This is a genomic window from Candidatus Neomarinimicrobiota bacterium (assembly GCA_018651745.1).
In the GTDB taxonomy this organism is placed as follows: domain Bacteria; phylum Fidelibacterota; class Marinisomatia; order Marinisomatales; family TCS55; genus JAAZYX01.
In genome coordinates, this window is the sequence record JABIDL010000039.1 from 1 (window position 1) to 17,965 (window position 17,965).

Below are 17,965 nucleotides of genomic sequence, written 5' to 3' on the forward strand. Positions count from 1 at the left end.
ATCCCCATTTCGGTTTGTTGGTCATTGCTGGTTGAAAAAGAAGAAGAGCTCATGATTACAAAATTTGGGAATGAATATAAAAAATGGGTCATGACTAGAATGCGTAAAGTAAAAGGCTGTAAGTTCTTATATGACAATGAGAAACAAGTATGTTAGTCGTTCCCATATTTCTGAGAAGAAATTTAGGCAGTTGGTTAAACTGTTTTCTTTGGATCTTGACGCCATTCAAATCAGTGAACTTTCCCATCTTAACCGCAATACCGTTAATCGCTATCTTAAGATTATTCGAACTAGAATCGCAGAGCTTTGTAAAATTGAATCGCCACTTGGTGGCGAGGTGGAAATAGATGAAAGTTACTTTGGCGCAAAGCGAGTTAAAGGAAAGCGTGGACGTGGTGCTAGCGGTAAAACAATTGTGTTTGGAATTTTGAAACGTAAAGGTAAAGTTTATACAGAAATTGTTCCAGATGCTTGTCGGAAGACGCTTCAGGATATCATACGGGGACGAGTAGATATGAAAACAATTATACATTCAGATGGCTGGAGAGCTTACAATGGATTGGTCGATTTGGGGTACAAAAAGCATTTTAGAGTCCATCATGGAAAGAATGAATTTGCAAGAGGTCGAGCCCATATTAATGGGATTGAAAGCTTTTGGGGATATGCTAAAACCAGGCTTTCTAAACATCGTGGAATTCATAAAAATGCGTTCTATTTTCATTTGAAAGAAAGTGAGTTTAGGTTCAATTTTAGGCATGAAAATATCTACCAAATATTACTCGAAAACTTTCGAAATAACCCGCTAAACTAGTCATGACCCTAAAAAATATATGGAAGTAACTGGTCAGTTTTTACCAAAACTAACCACGCTGAAAAAGCTGGAAGAACACGCCAGATAAGAGTACTTTCCGTCCCCAAAATAGTTAAAAAACAAGGATACTTATGGAACAAGTCAGACAAAAAACACGCATTATATTAACCTTTTTAGCGATGATAGGAATCACAATGGCAAAAACACAAGTTTCAGGATATGATTATATAAAATCGTCAGGAGGTATCGACGAGTATTTATTAAAGAAAAACGGATTAAAGGTCTTGCTTATGGAAGACCACTCAGCACCGGTTGTCACCTTTATGGTGACGTACCATGTTGGATCAAGAAATGAAGCGGTTGGGCACACGGGGTCTACGCACCTATTAGAACACCTTATGTTCAAAGGATCGCGACGGTTTAACAAAGATAATGGAAAACCAATTTGGACCATGCTTCAAAATGTGGGCGCGCAAATAAATGCCACAACCTGGCTGGATAGAACAAACTACTTTGAATTGCTTCCAAGCGAACACCTTGAAAGAGCAGTACAAATTGAAGCGGATAGAATGCGCAATGCGTTTTTAAGAGACGAAGACAGACAGCCAGAAATGACAGTTGTTAGAAATGAATTCGAACGCGGAGAAAACGATCCGTGGGACGTCTTAGATAAAAATATTTGGGCGACAGCATATCAGGCACACCCCTACCACCATTCCACGATTGGTTGGAAAACAGATATAGAAAACGTTTCAACGGATAGGCTGAAAGATTTTTATAACACCTATTACTGGCCCAACAACGCCACCGTAACAATTATTGGAGATTTTGACAAAAAAGAGGCGTTGGGCATGGTTAAGAAACATTTTGGTAAACACAAATCAAGCGCTCACGACATTCCCGAAATGTATACAGAGGAACCCGAACAACAAGGCGCACGCAGACTGCTTGTAAAAAGATCTGGGCAAACGGGCATCGTGGGCATTGCACATAAATCGCCAAAAGGAATTCACAAAGACACATATGCCCTTCAGATAATATCAAAAGTATTAGGCGATGGGAAATCCAGTAGGTTGTATAGAAAAATTGTGGACAAAGGATTAGCAACCGGGCTCTTTATGTGGGATTTCCCATTTAAAGATAATGGATTATTTATTACGTACGTTTTTATGACACCTGGCGCAGACCACTCAGAAATAGAAAATATAATTCTAAATGAGTATGCATCTTTGCAATCTGATGGTATTACCGAAAATGAACTAAAAAGAGCAAAGGCACAGATAAAGTCTGAGATGGCCTTTAGTCGCGATGGTTCTTATTCAATAGCAAGCGCGCTTAACGAGGCTATTGCCGCCGGAGATTGGACTTTTTATACAACATATGCTGATAATATAAACGCAGTAAAAACATCTGATGTAAAAGTAGTGGCTCAAAAATATCTCTTAGAGGATCAGAGCACAACTGGATATTTTATTCCAAAATCCGGATCTGATGGAGAGAATAACCCCGGTGCGTCGGGTGTTCACCAGCCATTAAATTGGCGACCCGAAAGCAAGAAAATCCCCGGTGTGAACCAATTGTCTAGCTCGACAAGTGAAGGCGCAGTAAGCACCACGTCGCTTTCAAGCCAGATTGTTACATCTTATCCCGTAAAAGGAATCACGCTTTATACGATGCCAACCACGGTAAAAGATGTTGTTACCATTCGTGGAAGCATTTTGGGAGGCGACGAATTTAGCCCAAACACAAATCCTGTGATAGCAGACCTAACCGCAGCGATGTTAGACGAGGGAACCAAGTCGCACAACAAACTCGAAATAAGTGAAATGCTGGAATCTGTCGGAGCTTCGGTGGGTTTTTCGAGCGGGATGTACCGGGTCAACTTTTCTGCCCAATGTCTTAAAAAAGACATCCAAATGGTTATAAATCTTGTTGCGGAACAGCTCAAAGAACCCGCATTTAATAAAGAAGATTTGACAAACGTAAAGCTCCGATATGTTGGAAGCTTAAAGCGTGAAAAAGAAAACACCCGTCGCCAAGCCATGGGTCAATTTAGACGAACGCTATATCCAAAAGGACATCCGAATTATAGTTTGGATACAGACGCTCAAATAAAGTTTATCGAAAAAACAACCGCCAAAGACTTATCCAGTTTTCATAAAAACAGTTACGGGTTGGGTGATATGATAATCTCAGCCGTGGGAGACTTAGACACCAAAAAATTGAACGCTAGCATCCAAAAAGCTTTCAAAGGGTGGAAGAACTCAACACTTAAACAAGAGCCGTCCGGCCTAAATGCAAAAGCAAAAAAAGGAAGCACAGAGTTTTTAAAAATTAAGGATAAAACAAGCGCAGACGTGGTTGTTGGAATTCCAATTGGGATTGACAGAAATCACCCGGATTACTACCCGCTTGTGCTTGGGAATTATATTCTTGGAGGGAATTTTTCTGCTCGACTAATGCAAACAGTTAGAGACGAAGAGGGCTTAACCTATGGAATTGGTTCAAGAGTAAGTGGCGTTGCATTTGGGAATGATGGATTTTGGTATGTGTCTGGCACATTTGCCCCAAACCTATTAAACAAGGGGAGAGAATCCGCACTAAAACAAATAAAAGCATGGGTTTCTGGAGGGGTTACTGCTGAGGAACTTGAAAACAAAAAAACAACAATAACCGGATCTTATAAAGTTGGTTTTGCAACAACATCGGGGTTAGCGCGCCAAATTCTTGCCAATGCCGAGCGAGGAAGAGAATTGTCGTTTTTAGATGCATATCCGAAAATTATTAACGGACTGTTATTAAAGGATGTAAACAACGCAATTAAAACCTACATTAATGTTGACAAACTCATTACAGTTGGAGCGGGGACCATTGATATAGATGGAAATCCGCTTGAGGATTAATACCCAATTTCGTTTATATTATAACTGGGGGGCGCATACAGCGCCCTTTCTTTTTTAAGATGGATATAATTCTTATTGCGGCCGTAACTGCGAACGGAATGATTGCAAAATCTCATGATGAGATTATCACGTGGTCGCTGGATTTACACCTATTCCGAAAACAAACCACCGGGTTTCCTGTTATAATGGGATCAAACACTAAAAAGACCCTTGCAACGGATCTAGATGAAAGACAGCTGATTGTGTTTCATCGGCAGGACGATCCAAAAGAGATATTATCCAAACTAGATTCAAAAAAATGTTTTATTATAGGTGGCGGAAAAACATATTCAGTATTCGCTCCTTACTTAACTCATTTATATTTAACCCCACATCCACTCATTTTTGGAAAAGGAATCCCCCTGTTTTTCGAATTAGATGGAAACTTAGAATTAAATTTTCAAACCTTAGTAGAAATAGATCCAGCAAAAGGTGTTTACCAGTATCAATATAAAGTACGACGTGATATTCATCACACACGCTGAAACTAAAAGGGGTTATATTTTCAGCTAATTTTAGGAAATATAATTTATTTTTGTGCCCGCCTAGCTTTAACCAAAGCTGATTTTACTTTAGCCCGAAGCGTACGATCGTCAACGGCGTTTATGGAATCCATGTTTCCACCAAGCCCTTCGTCCACCAACCTTTGTATGAAATCATCCTCAGATTCTTCATTCCCCACAGCCGCCGTGTTAACAGGCGAAACTTCGGGTATATTTTTAGGCATTGGCGGAAGATTTCCCGATCGCTTCGCTCGAACCATGGCTGATTTAGCCTTTCCCCGAAGTGCTTTATCTTTGATAGAATTGATAGGGTCCATATTTCCCCCGATTGCCTCGTTAACAACATAAGCAATACAATCATCATCGTTAGAAAATAGCGGTAGTGCAGAAGCATCAGAAGCGTCGGCAGAGTCCGATTCTGGAGGCGGTCCATCTTTTAATGCTTTTTCTAAATGTTTCTGGATCGACCCTCCTCGCTTTGCCCGCACCAATAATGATTTTGCTTTTCCCCGCGTTGCCTTTGATCCAATAACGGCGATGGGGTCCATATTGCCGGAAAGCCCAGCTTGAACAGCAAAAGCAATCATAGACAATTCTTGTTCGGGGGTCATTGTTGAAGTTTTATCAATCAAAACCTCGGGGCTTTCGCCAACGTTATCCTCCCTAATAAAAAATCCCAAATTTGAAAGAATATGAGATTTGGCGCCACTAAAACCAAAAAGCGTAAAAAACGAAAATAGACCCTTACTTGTTCTTTTACAGGTAACAATAGTATTTCCGTCAGAAGCTGTTTCAAGAGTAAAAGTTACCAATTCTTTAGACAGTGGATTAAATCGTAAAGAAAAAGTCAATTCTTTGTTTAGCTCAACAGCCATAATTCTTCCTCGATATAATGGCGAAATTGCATTTGTGCGAACAAGAACAAAAGAGCCGGGAGAAAAATCAAACCGGTCGAAGGAAAATTTATGCGCATATCGTTCGGCATCAACAATTGGAAGAATTTGTCTGATACCGGGGAACCATAAATTGTAATTAGAAAGCGATGTAAGCGCCCTCCACACGCCCCCAACTTTTGCACTAAATGTATGTCGAACGATTGTCTCCGACATAAAGGGACTATAAAAAGATTGATATTTACTATTAATAATCCTCTGGTCACTGAGGTCCCAGATAAGGAGTGCGGTTGTCCCTAAAACTAAAATGGCGGCAAAGGTTAATAACATTTATTTAAGAAATTTGTGGCTGGATTTTACAGTCAGTTAAAAAATAAACCAACCTTAGTGAATGCATTAATAATAAAGAAAACCCCAACGAAGTTTTGAGAAGCACGCGTTTTCATAATAAAACAATCACGATAAAAATCTATATCATTGTGATTAGACAAAACGACTGATAAGTTGATATATTCCAAAGCATCATGAATAAAAAAGAAATCATAATCACCGCATTTTTGTTACTGGGGCTTTTTGGCATGCTTTGGTTAAAACTATATTTTAATCAGCCGGTCATTTCATATTCAGGATCATCCAACATTCCAGAGCTCGAAAGCAAAGTAGAGGTTTTCACTGATAGGTACGGCGTTCCGCATGTTTTTGCAGAAAACGAACAAGATCTCATGTTTATGTCGGGATATTTAACTGCAAGGGAACGGCTATTTCAATTATCACTCCGAGCCTCAGCGGGAAGAGGTGAACTAGCATCCTTTTTGGGAGACGACCTGGTTTCAAGCGATATTTATCTCAGAACGTTTGGCATTCCATCAGTTGCAAGGCGCATCACAGCAAACACCGATAAAAAAACATTATCATTTCTTCGAGCATATTGTGCAGGAATTAATAAATGGATAGATGAGTCAGAAGACCAACTTCCAATTGAATTTAAAATTTTAAAATCGAAGCCAGTAAAATGGAAGCCATCAGACGTGGTTGCATCGGTTAGACTAATGGCTCGAGAGCTGCAACAATCGTGGAGAATAGAAATTGTGATGGGATTGCTTGTAGAAAAGCTTGGTGTAGAAAAAGTCAGAGAACTTTTTCCTTTGGATGCCGATGATATAAAAATAGTACCGATAAAAACATCTCTTTCCTCTCTTTTTCAATCCATGAAAAATTCTGAAAACCAAATCCGATCCATTATGCACTCGGATGGCTCTGTTATGGGCTCTAATAATATGGTAGTCGGAAGACCTCTTACAAAATCAGGAAAACCTATTTTAACAAACGACCCTCATCTCGGAACGTCCCAACCCGCCTGGTGGTACGAAATGCATTTAAAAGGTGGCGATATAAATGTTAGCGGTATTTGTTTGCCGGGCTTACCTCTTCCTGTAATTGGGCAAAATGAGTTTTGTGCATGGGGATTCACCAACGTAATGGCGGACGATATGGATTTTTTTGTAGAAACCCTTCACCCAGAAAACAAAACACTATATAAACATAAGGGCGAATGGAAAACAATTGAAGAGGTCGAAGAAACCATACCCCTTAAATCGGGCGGCGAAAAAAGAATTATCATTCGTAAAACCGTTCACGGACCGATTATTAGCGATATTCACGATTTAATTGAAGGATCAAATACGGCAGTGTCTATGGCGTGGGTCGGGAATAGAGAATCAAATGAAATAAAAGCCCTTTTAGAAATGTCATATATAAAAAACTGGGAAGATTATTCAAAAGTTGTAAAACAAATATCGATACCCGGACAAAATATTGTATATGCGGATATTAATGGAAACATAGGCTGGAGACCTGCGGTCAAAATCCCTATTAGAAAAGAAGGAAACAGCCTTATTCCCAGACCCGGAGAATCGGGCGAATATGATTGGACAGGGTTTGTCCCATTTGATGAAATGCCATACTTGTTAAACCCGGACGCCGGATTTATAGTAACAGCTAACAATAAAACGATAGACGACTCATATCCATATTATATATCAAATCAGTTTGCTCCTCCGAGCCGAGCAATTCGCTTTACGGAAATGGTGACGGAAACAAAAAATATTACCATAGAAGATGTGAAGAAAATGCTGATTGATCAACTTTCACCCCAATCTCGCGAAATAACCAGATATTTTTTACAAAGTAGATCAGGAACAGAAACGGGAAATCTTAAGTTTGCCTATGATTTATTAGCTGACTGGGATTTTATTGAATCGCCAAATTCACAAGCTGCATTGGTTTTTCACGTGGCATTCAGCCATTTGCTGAAAAATATTTATGGTGACGAATTAAATGAAATTGAAGATGGCATATTAGAGGATTTTCTAGAAATGCCGATGGTGCCAATCAGAAGTCTTTTGGCACTTCTTAGGTCTGGATCTTCGAGTTGGTTTGACAACGTTCGAACAACAAGAATTGAAACTATGGAAGAGATATTATATATTTCAATGCGCGAAGCTGTAAGCGAAATAGAAAGAAATATTAGTACAGTTCCAGGCAGATGGGTTTGGTCAAAAGTGCATAAGATTACCTATACACACCCCCTGGGCAAAATAGCCATTCTTGATAAACTATTTGGATTTAACGTGGGTCCCTTTTTATCTGGAGGTTCGTCGGGAACAGTAAATAAGGGACAGTATAAACACTTATCGGGATACACGACCATTGTTGCCCCTTCGATGCGGCGCATTGTTGATTTTGGAAATTTAAACAACACGCAATTTATTTTACCAACGGGCCAGTCCGGAATTCCATCAAGCCCCCATTACAAAGATCAAGCAGAAATGTTTGTTAATGGAAAATTTAGAACAACATATTTTGAAGAAAATTATATTAGAACCGCCAACGATTTTCAAAAGATGGTTTTTCAACCCCTAGAATAATACCATGTTTGTAGGTTTTATTATATTTTTAGTACTTTATTTTTATCACAACACATGGAGCCCCAAAAACGTAAATATTTTTTATAAGTCAAGCCCCCTTTACATTGCCCACCGAGGAGCGCCGAACAGCGAACCGGAAAACACCATCCCATCTTTTTTATCCGCCGTTAACGCAGGATTGACCGCCATTGAATTAGACGTTGTTAGTACGCAGGATGGGGTGGTTGTGTGTTCACATAATTTTGACCTTGAGCGAAAAACTTCTGCCGAGGGATATATTGATAAAACGACATTTGAAAATATAAAATCTCAAACAAGGCTTATTGCAAAATTAGAGGATGTTTTTACAATCGTTCCGAAACATGTAATTGTAAACATAGAAATTAAAACAAGAAATTTGTGGGATTTGAAAACCGTCAAAGAAGCCGTACGCCTAATCAATAAATATAAAATATCAGACAGAACGATACTTTCCTCATTTAATCCTATTGTTCTTCTAATGACCCACATATTAAATAGAAGCATTTATACTGCCTTTATTGTTTGGGAAAAGAAATGGATTTGGCTAATAGATTGGATACACCCGGACTTCCTTCACCCGGACTATGGATTGGTAAGTAAAGATTTAATACGATATACCAAAGAAAGAAACATGGGACTAAATGTTTGGACTGTAAATAGCAAGCCGGGGATTAGTTGGCTAGATGAAATTGGTGTTGATGGTATAATCACCGACCGACCCAAATTTTGCAAGATATAAATCACCTCCAATTTTTTTCTTCCTCTTTTTTATATGAGTTCTAATAATAACAAATGGACTTTTGCTGCAGATCGTGGAGGCACCTTTACCGATATTCTTGGAATTGATCCAAATGGGCAATTTCACCAGGAAAAAATCTTATCAGAATCGGCTCTATATGAAGATTCTGTATTAGAAGGAATCCGCCGCGTTCTTAAAAAAAATAGTCAAAATTATTCGGAAAAATTGATTTCAGAAATCAGAGTTGGAACAACCATTTGTACAAACGCACTTTTAGAACGTAAGGGATCAAAGATTGGATTGTTAATAACTTCGGGGTTTAAAGATCTCATTACAATTGGAGACCAAACGCGCCCAGATATATTTAGTTTATGGATTGAAAAACCTAAACCACTATATCAGCGGTCACTAGAAATTCGCGAGCGTATCAATTTTGAAGGAAAAGTTGAGACCCCGCTGGACATTTCCGATATCGAAAAAGCAATTGAAGAATTAAAAACTCAGGGGATTTTGACGGTTGTAACCTTATTTATGCATTCATGGAAAAACCCATCCCATGAAAAACAAGCAGCCAAAATTATCAAAGACAACGGGTTTTCTGATGTTATATGTTCCCACGAAGTTTTGCCATTGATTAAGATGGTTACTCGCGGTCAGACCGCGTTAGTAGATGGGTACTTGTCTTCATTGCTTTTATCTTACATAAAAACCCTAAAAACCCAAATTGGGAAACCAAACATACATTTTATGACAAGTTCGGGTGGTTTGGTGGATTCAAAAATAATTCGAGCTAAAGATTCCATTCTTTCCGGGCCCGCCGGAGGGGCGGTCGCAGTAGCGGCGATAAGTGACCAATTAGGAATTCGAGAAACGATTGGTTTTGATATGGGTGGCACATCCACAGATGTTTGCCGATATGATGGAGAGTTAGAACACATTTCTGAAACAGAACTCGCAGGAATTAAATATCAGACGGATCAGTTAGATGTTGAAACTGTTGCAGCGGGTGGTGGGTCAATTCTTGGTTTTGACGGACAAAAAACTACTGTCGGACCTCAATCCGCGGGGTCTTATCCGGGACCAGCTTGTTACGGAAACGGAGGGCCGCTTACCATTACTGACGCCAATTTAATTCTTGGTCGGCTTTTTCCTGAAAATATGCCTATAAATTTTGGGTCGTCGGGAATAAAAGGTTTGAATATTGAAGTTGCCTATCGGTCCTTTAAGTCCTTAACTAAAACCATCAACAAAAAAACAAATGAATGTTATACGCCTGAAATATTAGCCGAAGGATATATTGCTGTTGCAAATGAAGCGATGTGTAGGGTTATTAGGAAAATTTCGATTGCAAAAGGATATGATATTCGAAAACACACTTTAATTTGTTTTGGATCTGCCGCCGCTCAACACGTCTGCTCTATTGCCAAATCTTTAAAAATAAATAAAATTATTATTCATCCCCTAGCCGGAATTTTATCTGCATATGGAATTGCTATAGCAGATAAAACAAATAGAAAAGCAATGGCAATTATGGAAGTTCTTACAGAAAACCTTCTTTCTCATCTTGATGATAAATTTAATCAATTGGAATCCGAAATATATAAATCTCAATTTCAAAATCAATTTGATTCAATTAGGATTGATCGTTATCTCGATATGCGCCCTCTTGGCAGCGACACTTATCTTACAATAAAAGTAACCGATGTGAACAAGATTTATCCAATCCGTGAACAATTTATTAAATCATATAAAAAACGATTTGGGTTTTATCCGGAAAACAGTGAAATCGAAGTTGTTAATATAAGAACAGAGGTGTCCAAAATAGGGTTGGGACGATTTTATGAAAATATATTTTCTGGCTCTTTTAAAAAAACTAAATCAAAGCCCAAACCTGATAAGTTCAAAAAAGTATTTTTTTCGGGAAGTTGGATAAAAACACCGGTCTTTTATAGAAAAACTTTGAACCCAAATTTTATTATTTCAGGACCGGCGGTTATTGTTGATGATTTTACTACAGTTATTGTAGAGCCCGGTTTTACAGGCTCGTTCAATCAGGCTGGGCACTTAGAAATACTTGCTGCAAATATTATAAAATCCAAAACTAGCGAAAAAAGAGATCCCATTCTTCTCGAAATATTTAACCACCGCTTTATGAGTATAGCGGAGCAAATGGGCTATACTTTAGCCAATTCAGCCCACTCGATTAATATAAAGGAGCGTCTTGATTTTTCATGTGCAATTTTTGATGCTAGAGGAGAATTGGTAGCTAACGCGCAGCACATCCCGGTTCATATTGGATCCATGGGAGATTCAGTAAAAACGGTTTTATCACAAAATAAAAACACCTTAAAAAAAGGTGACGTTTTTTTAATTAATAATCCGCACAATGGAGGATCTCATTTGCCAGACATTACTGCCGTGTCTCCAGTCATAATTAATAACAAACTTGTGTTTTTTGTGGCAACCCGCGGTCACCATTCGGACATTGGAGGAATCACTCCGGGGTCCATGTCGTCCACCGCAACTACTCTAGAGGAAGAAGGTGTGGTGATTGATAAATTTTTATTGGTAAGAGACGGAGCGTTTTTTCAAGAAGAGATTTCTACACTGTTGTCAAGTGGATTATACCCAGCACGAAATATTCCGGAGCGAGTTTCTGATCTTCGCGCCCAATGTGCCGCTAATGCAAAAGGAATACAGATTTTAGAACAATTAGTAGATGAAATGTCTTTAAATGTCGTTACGGCCTATATGCAGCACATACAGGACAACGCAACAGAGGCGATGGAAGAGGCTCTTAACATTTTCCTTGGTAACAAAAAAATATATAATAAAAAATTCATTGATACATTAGACGGTGGTCAGAAAATATGTGTAGAAATAATAATAAGTAGATCTGATAATAGGTGCAGAATAAAAATAGATTTTTCGGGTACCAGTTCTGAAATTAAGGAAAACTTAAACACGCCATCTTCGGTTGTTAAATCCGCTGTTCTTTATGTGTTGCGCACGCTTATTATGAAAAACATCCCGCTCAATTCTGGCTGTTTTCGACCAGTAGATATCATAATACCGAAAGATAGCCTTTTGAATCCATCCTCAACGGCTGCGGTAGCTGGTGGGAATGTGGAAACATCCCAAAGAATTGTCGATGTTTTGTATGGCGCGCTTGAGCTAACTGCAGCTTCACAGGGTACAATGAATAATTTTACATTTGGTTTACCGGATGGAAGTGGAAAACAATATTATGAGACTATCGCTGGCGGATCGGGAGCTACAAACGGCCACCATGGCGCATCTGCCGTTCAGGTGCACATGACAAACACGCGCATTACCGATCCGGAGGTATTAGAACAACGGTTCCCGGATATAAGAATTGAAAAATTTGCAATTCGGAAAAACTCTGGTGGCGATGGGAAATGGATTGGAGGTGATGGAGTGGAAAGAGCAATACGTTTTCTTAAAACAATGAAAGTATCTCTTTTAACTGAAAGGCGCGTATTTCCACCGTACGGTATGAAGTATGGTAATCCCGGGAAAATAGGGAAAAATATTTTAATTCAAGAGGATGGACAAGAAATAAAAATGGACGGAACGGAAGAGCAAACAATTAACCCCGGTGAAAAAATTGTAATAAAGACCCCCGGTGGTGGTGGGTATGGAAAAAGAACTTAAATTATTTTTGTAATTATTCCATTTTTCTCGGTAAAAAATAATATAAAATTCCACCAATTATACAAGCCATTACACCCTTCATCCATCCCGGGCCCTCTGGTAAAAATCCGCTTTCTTGTGTCCAAGATAATATGGCAAACGTAATGCCGAACGATGATAGATAAAGCCAAATAAATTTTTTCATACTTAATCCCTTAATGTTTAAAACACCGTGTGCTGGTGAAAATCATAGCTATGCCATATTCATCACAGGCGTCTATCACTTCCTGGTCTCGAATTGAACCGCCGGGCTGTACCACCACTTTAATCCCAGAATTTTTGATGGCATCTATACTGTCTCGAAACGGAAAATACGCATCGGAAGCTAAGACGCCGCCCTTCACATTTTTGCATCCCTTTCGCAAGGCCATGTGAACTGCATCCACGCGGCTCACCTGTCCGGCACCAAGCCCGACTGTCGTATTGTCTTTGGCGATCAAAATGCTATTTGATTTAGCATGGCGGAGTACCTTCCATGTGAATAAGGCTGTTTCAATGTCTTGTTCGGAAGGTTGCGCTTTAGTAACAGTTTTGTAGTGTTCGCGTGTTAAGGTATTAATGTCTGTATCTTGGACTAATAATCCACCATCAATATTTCGCACTTCTAATTTTTGGGTTCGTTTCCCAATTTTTCCGATTTCCAACACGCGTAGATTCTTTTTCTTTTTGAATATTTCTAGTGCTTCCGGATCAAAATCCGGCGCCAATACAATTTCTACAAATACTTTTTTGATTTCGATCGCCACGTCATTCGTGCAAGTTCGGTTGAGCGCAATAATGCCACCAAACGCTGATAGCGAATCCGCATTAAAAGCACGATTATAAACATCGAGTAAATTATCCCCAATAGCCACCCCGCAGGGATTTGAGTGTTTTACTACAACGCAGGCTGGTTTGTCAAATTCTCGAATGCAAGCCAAGGCGCCATCCGCATCCATGATATTATTATAGGATAATTTTTTCCCTTGATGAATCGTGGCATTCAAAATATTGGGCTCATTGTTTCCGGGGATTTTATAGGATGCAGCGGACTGATGGGGATTCTCACCATAGCGCATTTCAGAATGTTTTTCAAAGGTGAGCGAAAGATTATCAGACAAATCGTCACTCTTCAAATAATTGTGGATAATGGTGTCGTACTTTGCTGTGTGGCCAAACGCTTTGGACGAAAGTTGCTTCCGAGTTTTAAAAGAAATTTCTCCGGATTGCAATTCATCGATTATAGTGGAGTAATTGGAAGGATCCACTGTAACGCAAACCCAGCCCACATTTTTGGCAGCAGAACGAATCATAGTGGGGCCACCGATATCTACATTTTCTAATGCTAACGCCAAGTCACAATCATCACGGGAAATTGTTTCTGAAAAAGGATATAGATTACAGACCACAAGGTCGATCCATTTGACTTGATTGGCGGTAGCATCATCAGCATGTTTGTCCCGTAGCCCGAGAATTCCTCCCTCAACAAGCGGATTAATGGTTTTTACACGGCCATCCATGATTTCCGGAAATTTTGTATAATCACTTACATCGGTAACGGGAATATTGGCATCACGTAAAACTTTTGCAGTTCCGCCGGTTGACAAGATTTCTACGCCGTGGTTGTGTAAAGTTTGAGCGAACTCCACCACGCCCGTTTTGTCAAAGACAGAAATAAGCGCTCGGTTAATTTTGATTGGGTTTTGATTTAATAGTGGTTTTTTTATCATGTTGTTTCCTGCCACGAAGGCTCAAAGGCACAAAGATTTCATTTTATACTTTGTGTATTAGTGTCTTTGTGGCTAATCATTTTTATAGCTTCAATAAAGGCTTGTCCTTCTAATTCTTGTACTTTTGTTTTTAATGTTTCAATAGTATCGTCAGAATCTACATTACATTTTTTCTGAACTAAAATAGGTCCACCGTCCACGTCATCCGTAACAAAATGGATCGTGCACCCCGTTTCTGTTTCACCGTTTTTTAATACTTCTTCATGGACGTTGGTATCCATTCCGCCGGCATATTTAGGCAAAAGAGACGGATGAACATTTAACAACTTATCCCGCCATTCTTGGCAAAATTCAGTAGACAAAATTCGCATAAATCCAATGAGCAAAACCAGTTCAACATTATGGCTTTTCAATATAGCCGTCATTTCAGCATCAAAAGTTTCTCGCGATTTATCCTTATGAGAAATGAACACAGCCGGCACGCTATGATTTTCAGCTCTCTCTAATATATAGGCATTTTTGCGATTAGATAGAACCACAGAAACGTCCGAATCCAATTCACCGGACGCAATGGCATCCAATATGGCTTGTAAGTCTGTGCCGTTGGTTGAGCCAATAACGCCGAGTTTTATCATCGTAAAGCATTCATATGGTCAACCCGTTTTCGAATCACATCATCTGTCCCAATATCTGTCCGATGAAATAGTGGACCCGAAAGGGAAGACACTTCTTTTTCCGCAATTTTTTCTGCTTCAGAAATGGTATCTGCTATTCCCACAACAGCAACTGTTCTGCTTCCAATTTCTACAAGATTTGCGCCTTTAAAATCAACGGACGCATAAAACAATTCGTCTGGATTTTCGATTTTGGAAACATCAATAGGTTCGCCTTTTACAGGATTATCCGGATATCCTTCAGGCACGGCATATTTGCAAACAGTCGCTTTGTTGGCAAATTTTACATCCATTTGATCCAAAGTGCCATCGGCGATTCTGTGACACAATTCAATAAAATCAGATTCCAAAAGCGGCAACACATTCATGGCTTCCGGATCGCCGAATCGGGCGTTGTATTCAATGAGTTTTACTCCATTCGTCGTTGCCATAAATCCGCCATAAAGGATGCCTTTGTATCCGACCCCAAAATTATCTTTTACCGCCTTAGCGGTTTGAATATTAATTTCATGCGCTTGGGAAATATCATCATCCGACAAAAAAGGAAGCGAATGATTTGCATCAGAATAAGTCCCCATACCGCCGGTATTGGGTCCCGTATCTCCTTCGTATGCGCGCTTATGATCTTGGACGGCAGGCATGTGTTTTAAAGTGTCGCCATCGCAAAAACTCATGAGAGAAAATTCTTCACCAATGAACTTTTCTTCAATGACAAATTCACCACTACTATTCACCAGTTCTTGACAATACGCAATTGCTTCATCGTGGGAATGTAAATGATCTCCCGAAACTTTTACGCCTTTTCCACCAGCGAGACCGTCATACTTTACCACATAATTTTCACCCAACACATTCAGGAATTCAGCTACACCATTCATGGAATTGAAGGTTTGATATTTCGGTCCACCTGGGATATTATATTCTTTTAATAAATCTCGGGTAAACGCTTTGGATGTTTCTAATTGAGCCAGATCTTTTTTGGGTCCAACCACTTTTACGCCTGCACTCCAAAGTTCATCTGCTACACCATTCGCCAATGGATTTTCTGGGCCAATGATAGCCAAGGTTGTTCCAATTTCCTTAGCATAATTGACTACAAATTCAGGATCGTTGAAGTTGCCAATTAAAATTTCATCACAAAGTTCGGCAATGCCTGGATTCATATTGGAGGCAAGACAGTAAATTTCTTTTTCTTGGGGTGAACGATCTAAAGCTCGAACGATGGCATGTTCCCTTGCGCCAGAACCGATGACTAAAAATATATTTTTCATTTAAAGGGGGACACAGAGTTCATGAAGAGCCACAGAGCACACCGAGATTTAAAAACAAAATCTAATTAAAAAGACAATAACTCCAAGCAAGATCATTCCAATTAGGAATAAAGCAGACTGTTTTTTTAGCTTTTTTTCTTCATCGGTAATAGGACGAATTTCATCTTTATGTTTTTTTTCATTTCCCGAGCCAATGGCAACACCGATTGCGACACCGATCGCAATTCCCATTGCAACATTGTTCAACGCCACACCAATTCCCACGCCTATTGCTACACCAACCCCAAGACCTTGCTCCATCCAATATCCTTTTGGATGCCCGGTAAGTATTTTTTGAATTTTCCGCTGTTTACGTATTTGGATAAGGGCAAAAGCACCCACCACCAAAACCATAATTAATATGATGTAAATTTTATAGGTCATTATTATTTACCTTGTTTCCCATGATTGAAAGCCATGGCAATTGTCATTCCGATAGCGGGTCCGATCGCAACGCCAATGGCGACCCAAAAAGGGACATTTCCAGTAACGGCGCCAATAACCGCACCGATGGTTACACCAAAAGAAGCGCCAAGAGCAAGCCCGAGCCCGATTGATTTGTTCTTCTTCTTATTCATTTTGTTTAAGCGCTTTAGTAAAGTTTCAAACTTTGCGGAAGTAAAACCAACTTTCGCAAAGTCAATGCTCGTGAACACTTTAACACTTTTCCAACTCAAACACTTTCTTCATATTTCATTTCCCATTCCGATCATTCATGCGCATATTTTCCATTTCTGCAATTTTAGCTTCATCAATATCATTCGCCACATAGTTTCCATCCAGACAAGCCATACAAGGCGTATCTATATGGTGGTCGCCTTTCCGAGTCACCGCCTCCACCAAATCATCAATTTTTTGATACAGCAACGCATCAACTTTAAGATAATCTTGGATTTCATCTTCATTCATATTACCGGCGATGAGTTCCCCTTTTGTTGGCATATCAACCCCATAAAAACATGGCGATTTTACCGGCGGACAGGCCACAGCAAAATAGACCTCCTTTGCGCCAAAATCTTTTAGCATTCGCACAATTTCACGGCTCGTATTTCCCCGGACAATACTATCATCCATAATCATTACTTTTTTATCGCGGATTTCAGTCTCTTGTGGCACCAATTTATATTTCACGGACTTTTTCCGCTCTGCTTGTCCTGGCATAATAAAGGTGCGCCCGATGAATGTGTTTTTATATAGTCCTTCTGAATATCGCACGCCCAATTCGTGGGCGAAAGAAAGGGCAGCTGTGTTTGCTGTGCTGGGGGCAGGGATGACAATATCTGGAACGATATCAGGATGTTTTTTCTTCCATGCTTCGGCTAAATTTTGTCCCATCCGCAATCGAGATCGATAGACACTTACATCGTTTAAAGTGGCGTCGGGGCGGGCAAAATACACATATTCAAAAATGCATGGATTAAAAGATTTTTTAACCAAACGCTTACTAAAAACTTTTCCACTTTCATCCACATAAATCAGTTCACCCGGGAGCACAGTTCCTTTTGGTTCAAACCCCATTGAATAAAACATGGTATTTTCAGAAGCAAAAATATAATCCTTACCGCCATTTCCATTGGACCGTTCACCTTTTACTAATGGACGAATTCCCTGTGGATCGCGAAAAACAACGAGCCCCTTTCCAATAACAATACTGACGACAGAATAAGCCCCTTTCACTCGTTTAAAAATTTTAGTAACAGCATTACACAAAAGATAGAAAAA

Annotated in this window: 14 protein-coding genes; 6 read left to right on the top strand and 8 right to left on the bottom strand. The window is 39.5% G+C overall.

All coding sequences use genetic code 11. The features are described 5' to 3' along the window. Nucleotides 1-130 precede the first annotated feature (130 nt). The 3 genes from HOD97_07410 (at nt 131) to HOD97_07420 (ending at nt 4,238) form a co-directional block, all read left to right on the top strand. Nucleotides 131-811: an IS1595 family transposase gene (locus tag HOD97_07410; protein MBT4281421.1), complete on the top strand. Its 681-nt coding sequence runs from the start codon at nt 131-133 to the stop codon at nt 809-811. A gap of 131 nt (nt 812-942) precedes the next feature. Continuing rightward, nucleotides 943-3,714 carry an insulinase family protein gene (locus HOD97_07415; GenBank protein ID MBT4281422.1) on the top strand — a complete coding sequence of 924 codons (2,772 nt, stop codon included), beginning with the start codon at nt 943-945 and terminating at the stop codon, nt 3,712-3,714. A 59-nt stretch (nt 3,715-3,773) separates the two neighbouring features. Beyond that, entirely contained in the window at nt 3,774-4,238 is a 465-nt protein-coding gene (locus HOD97_07420) for a dihydrofolate reductase (GenBank protein MBT4281423.1), read from the top strand. Between the two features lie 44 nt (nt 4,239-4,282). Here the strand turns inward: HOD97_07420 and HOD97_07425 are convergent, their stop codons facing one another. Then, nucleotides 4,283-5,479: a hypothetical protein gene (locus HOD97_07425; protein MBT4281424.1), complete on the bottom strand. Its 1,197-nt coding sequence runs from the start codon at nt 5,477-5,479 to the stop codon at nt 4,283-4,285. A gap of 194 nt (nt 5,480-5,673) precedes the next feature. Here HOD97_07425 and HOD97_07430 point away from each other — a divergent pair, with 194 nt between their 5' ends. The 3 genes from HOD97_07430 to HOD97_07440 are packed head-to-tail and all read left to right on the top strand — an operon-like array spanning nt 5,674 to nt 12,511. Further along, on the top strand, nt 5,674-8,076 hold the full coding sequence (locus tag HOD97_07430) for a penicillin acylase family protein (protein MBT4281425.1): 2,403 nt from the start codon (nt 5,674-5,676) through the stop codon (nt 8,074-8,076). Nucleotides 8,077-8,080: 4 nt separating this feature from the next. Beyond that, nucleotides 8,081-8,836, top strand: a complete 756-nt coding sequence (locus HOD97_07435) for a glycerophosphodiester phosphodiesterase (protein MBT4281426.1) — start codon at nt 8,081-8,083, stop codon at nt 8,834-8,836. Nucleotides 8,837-8,869: 33 nt separating this feature from the next. Continuing rightward, on the top strand, nt 8,870-12,511 hold the full coding sequence (locus HOD97_07440; GenBank protein MBT4281427.1) for a 5-oxoprolinase: 3,642 nt from the start codon (nt 8,870-8,872) through the stop codon (nt 12,509-12,511). A gap of 13 nt (nt 12,512-12,524) precedes the next feature. On the opposite strand, the gene HOD97_07445 is transcribed toward HOD97_07440, so the two are convergent. The 7 genes from HOD97_07445 to HOD97_07475 form a co-directional block, all read right to left on the bottom strand. After that, nucleotides 12,525-12,695 (bottom strand): hypothetical protein, encoded by a 171-nt coding sequence (locus HOD97_07445; GenBank protein ID MBT4281428.1) that lies wholly within the window; start codon nt 12,693-12,695, stop codon nt 12,525-12,527. A gap of 10 nt (nt 12,696-12,705) precedes the next feature. Next, nucleotides 12,706-14,226 (bottom strand): bifunctional phosphoribosylaminoimidazolecarboxamide formyltransferase/IMP cyclohydrolase, encoded by a 1,521-nt coding sequence (gene purH, locus HOD97_07450; GenBank protein MBT4281429.1) that lies wholly within the window; start codon nt 14,224-14,226, stop codon nt 12,706-12,708. Nucleotides 14,227-14,297: 71 nt separating this feature from the next. Next, entirely contained in the window at nt 14,298-14,894 is a 597-nt protein-coding gene (purN, locus tag HOD97_07455; GenBank protein ID MBT4281430.1) for a phosphoribosylglycinamide formyltransferase, read from the bottom strand. Next, a complete protein-coding gene (purD, locus tag HOD97_07460) occupies nt 14,891-16,204 on the bottom strand; it encodes a phosphoribosylamine--glycine ligase (protein MBT4281431.1) in 1,314 nt (437 codons plus the stop codon). Before purD ends, purN begins: the two co-directional genes overlap by 4 nt. A 48-nt stretch (nt 16,205-16,252) precedes the next feature. Beyond that, nucleotides 16,253-16,504 carry a hypothetical protein gene (locus HOD97_07465; protein MBT4281432.1) on the bottom strand — a complete coding sequence of 84 codons (252 nt, stop codon included), beginning with the start codon at nt 16,502-16,504 and terminating at the stop codon, nt 16,253-16,255. Nucleotides 16,505-16,629: 125 nt separating this feature from the next. Further along, nucleotides 16,630-16,821: a hypothetical protein gene (locus HOD97_07470; GenBank protein ID MBT4281433.1), complete on the bottom strand. Its 192-nt coding sequence runs from the start codon at nt 16,819-16,821 to the stop codon at nt 16,630-16,632. 115 nt (nt 16,822-16,936) lie between these two features. Continuing rightward, the coding region (locus HOD97_07475) for an amidophosphoribosyltransferase (GenBank protein ID MBT4281434.1) at nt 16,937-17,965 on the bottom strand (1,029 nt) is incomplete at its 5' end.

Bases quoted from the DNA above. Each gene is read 5' to 3' on its own strand.
- HOD97_07445 (MBT4281428.1), bottom strand. From the start codon at position 12,695: ATGAAAAAATTTATTTGGCTTTATCTATCATCGTTCGGCATTACGTTT.
- HOD97_07410 (MBT4281421.1), top strand. From the start codon at position 131: ATGACAATGAGAAACAAGTATGTTAGTCGTTCCCATATTTCTGAGAAG.
- purD (MBT4281431.1), bottom strand. From the start codon at position 16,204: ATGAAAAATATATTTTTAGTCATCGGTTCTGGCGCAAGGGAACATGCC.
- purN (MBT4281430.1), bottom strand. From the start codon at position 14,894: ATGATAAAACTCGGCGTTATTGGCTCAACCAACGGCACAGACTTACAA.
- HOD97_07440 (MBT4281427.1), top strand. From the start codon at position 8,870: ATGAGTTCTAATAATAACAAATGGACTTTTGCTGCAGATCGTGGAGGC.
- HOD97_07430 (MBT4281425.1), top strand. From the start codon at position 5,674: ATGAATAAAAAAGAAATCATAATCACCGCATTTTTGTTACTGGGGCTT.
- HOD97_07425 (MBT4281424.1), bottom strand. From the start codon at position 5,479: ATGTTATTAACCTTTGCCGCCATTTTAGTTTTAGGGACAACCGCACTC.
- HOD97_07420 (MBT4281423.1), top strand. From the start codon at position 3,774: ATGGATATAATTCTTATTGCGGCCGTAACTGCGAACGGAATGATTGCA.
- HOD97_07465 (MBT4281432.1), bottom strand. From the start codon at position 16,504: ATGGAGCAAGGTCTTGGGGTTGGTGTAGCAATAGGCGTGGGAATTGGT.
- HOD97_07470 (MBT4281433.1), bottom strand. From the start codon at position 16,821: ATGAATAAGAAGAAGAACAAATCAATCGGGCTCGGGCTTGCTCTTGGC.
- HOD97_07415 (MBT4281422.1), top strand. From the start codon at position 943: ATGGAACAAGTCAGACAAAAAACACGCATTATATTAACCTTTTTAGCG.
- HOD97_07435 (MBT4281426.1), top strand. From the start codon at position 8,081: ATGTTTGTAGGTTTTATTATATTTTTAGTACTTTATTTTTATCACAAC.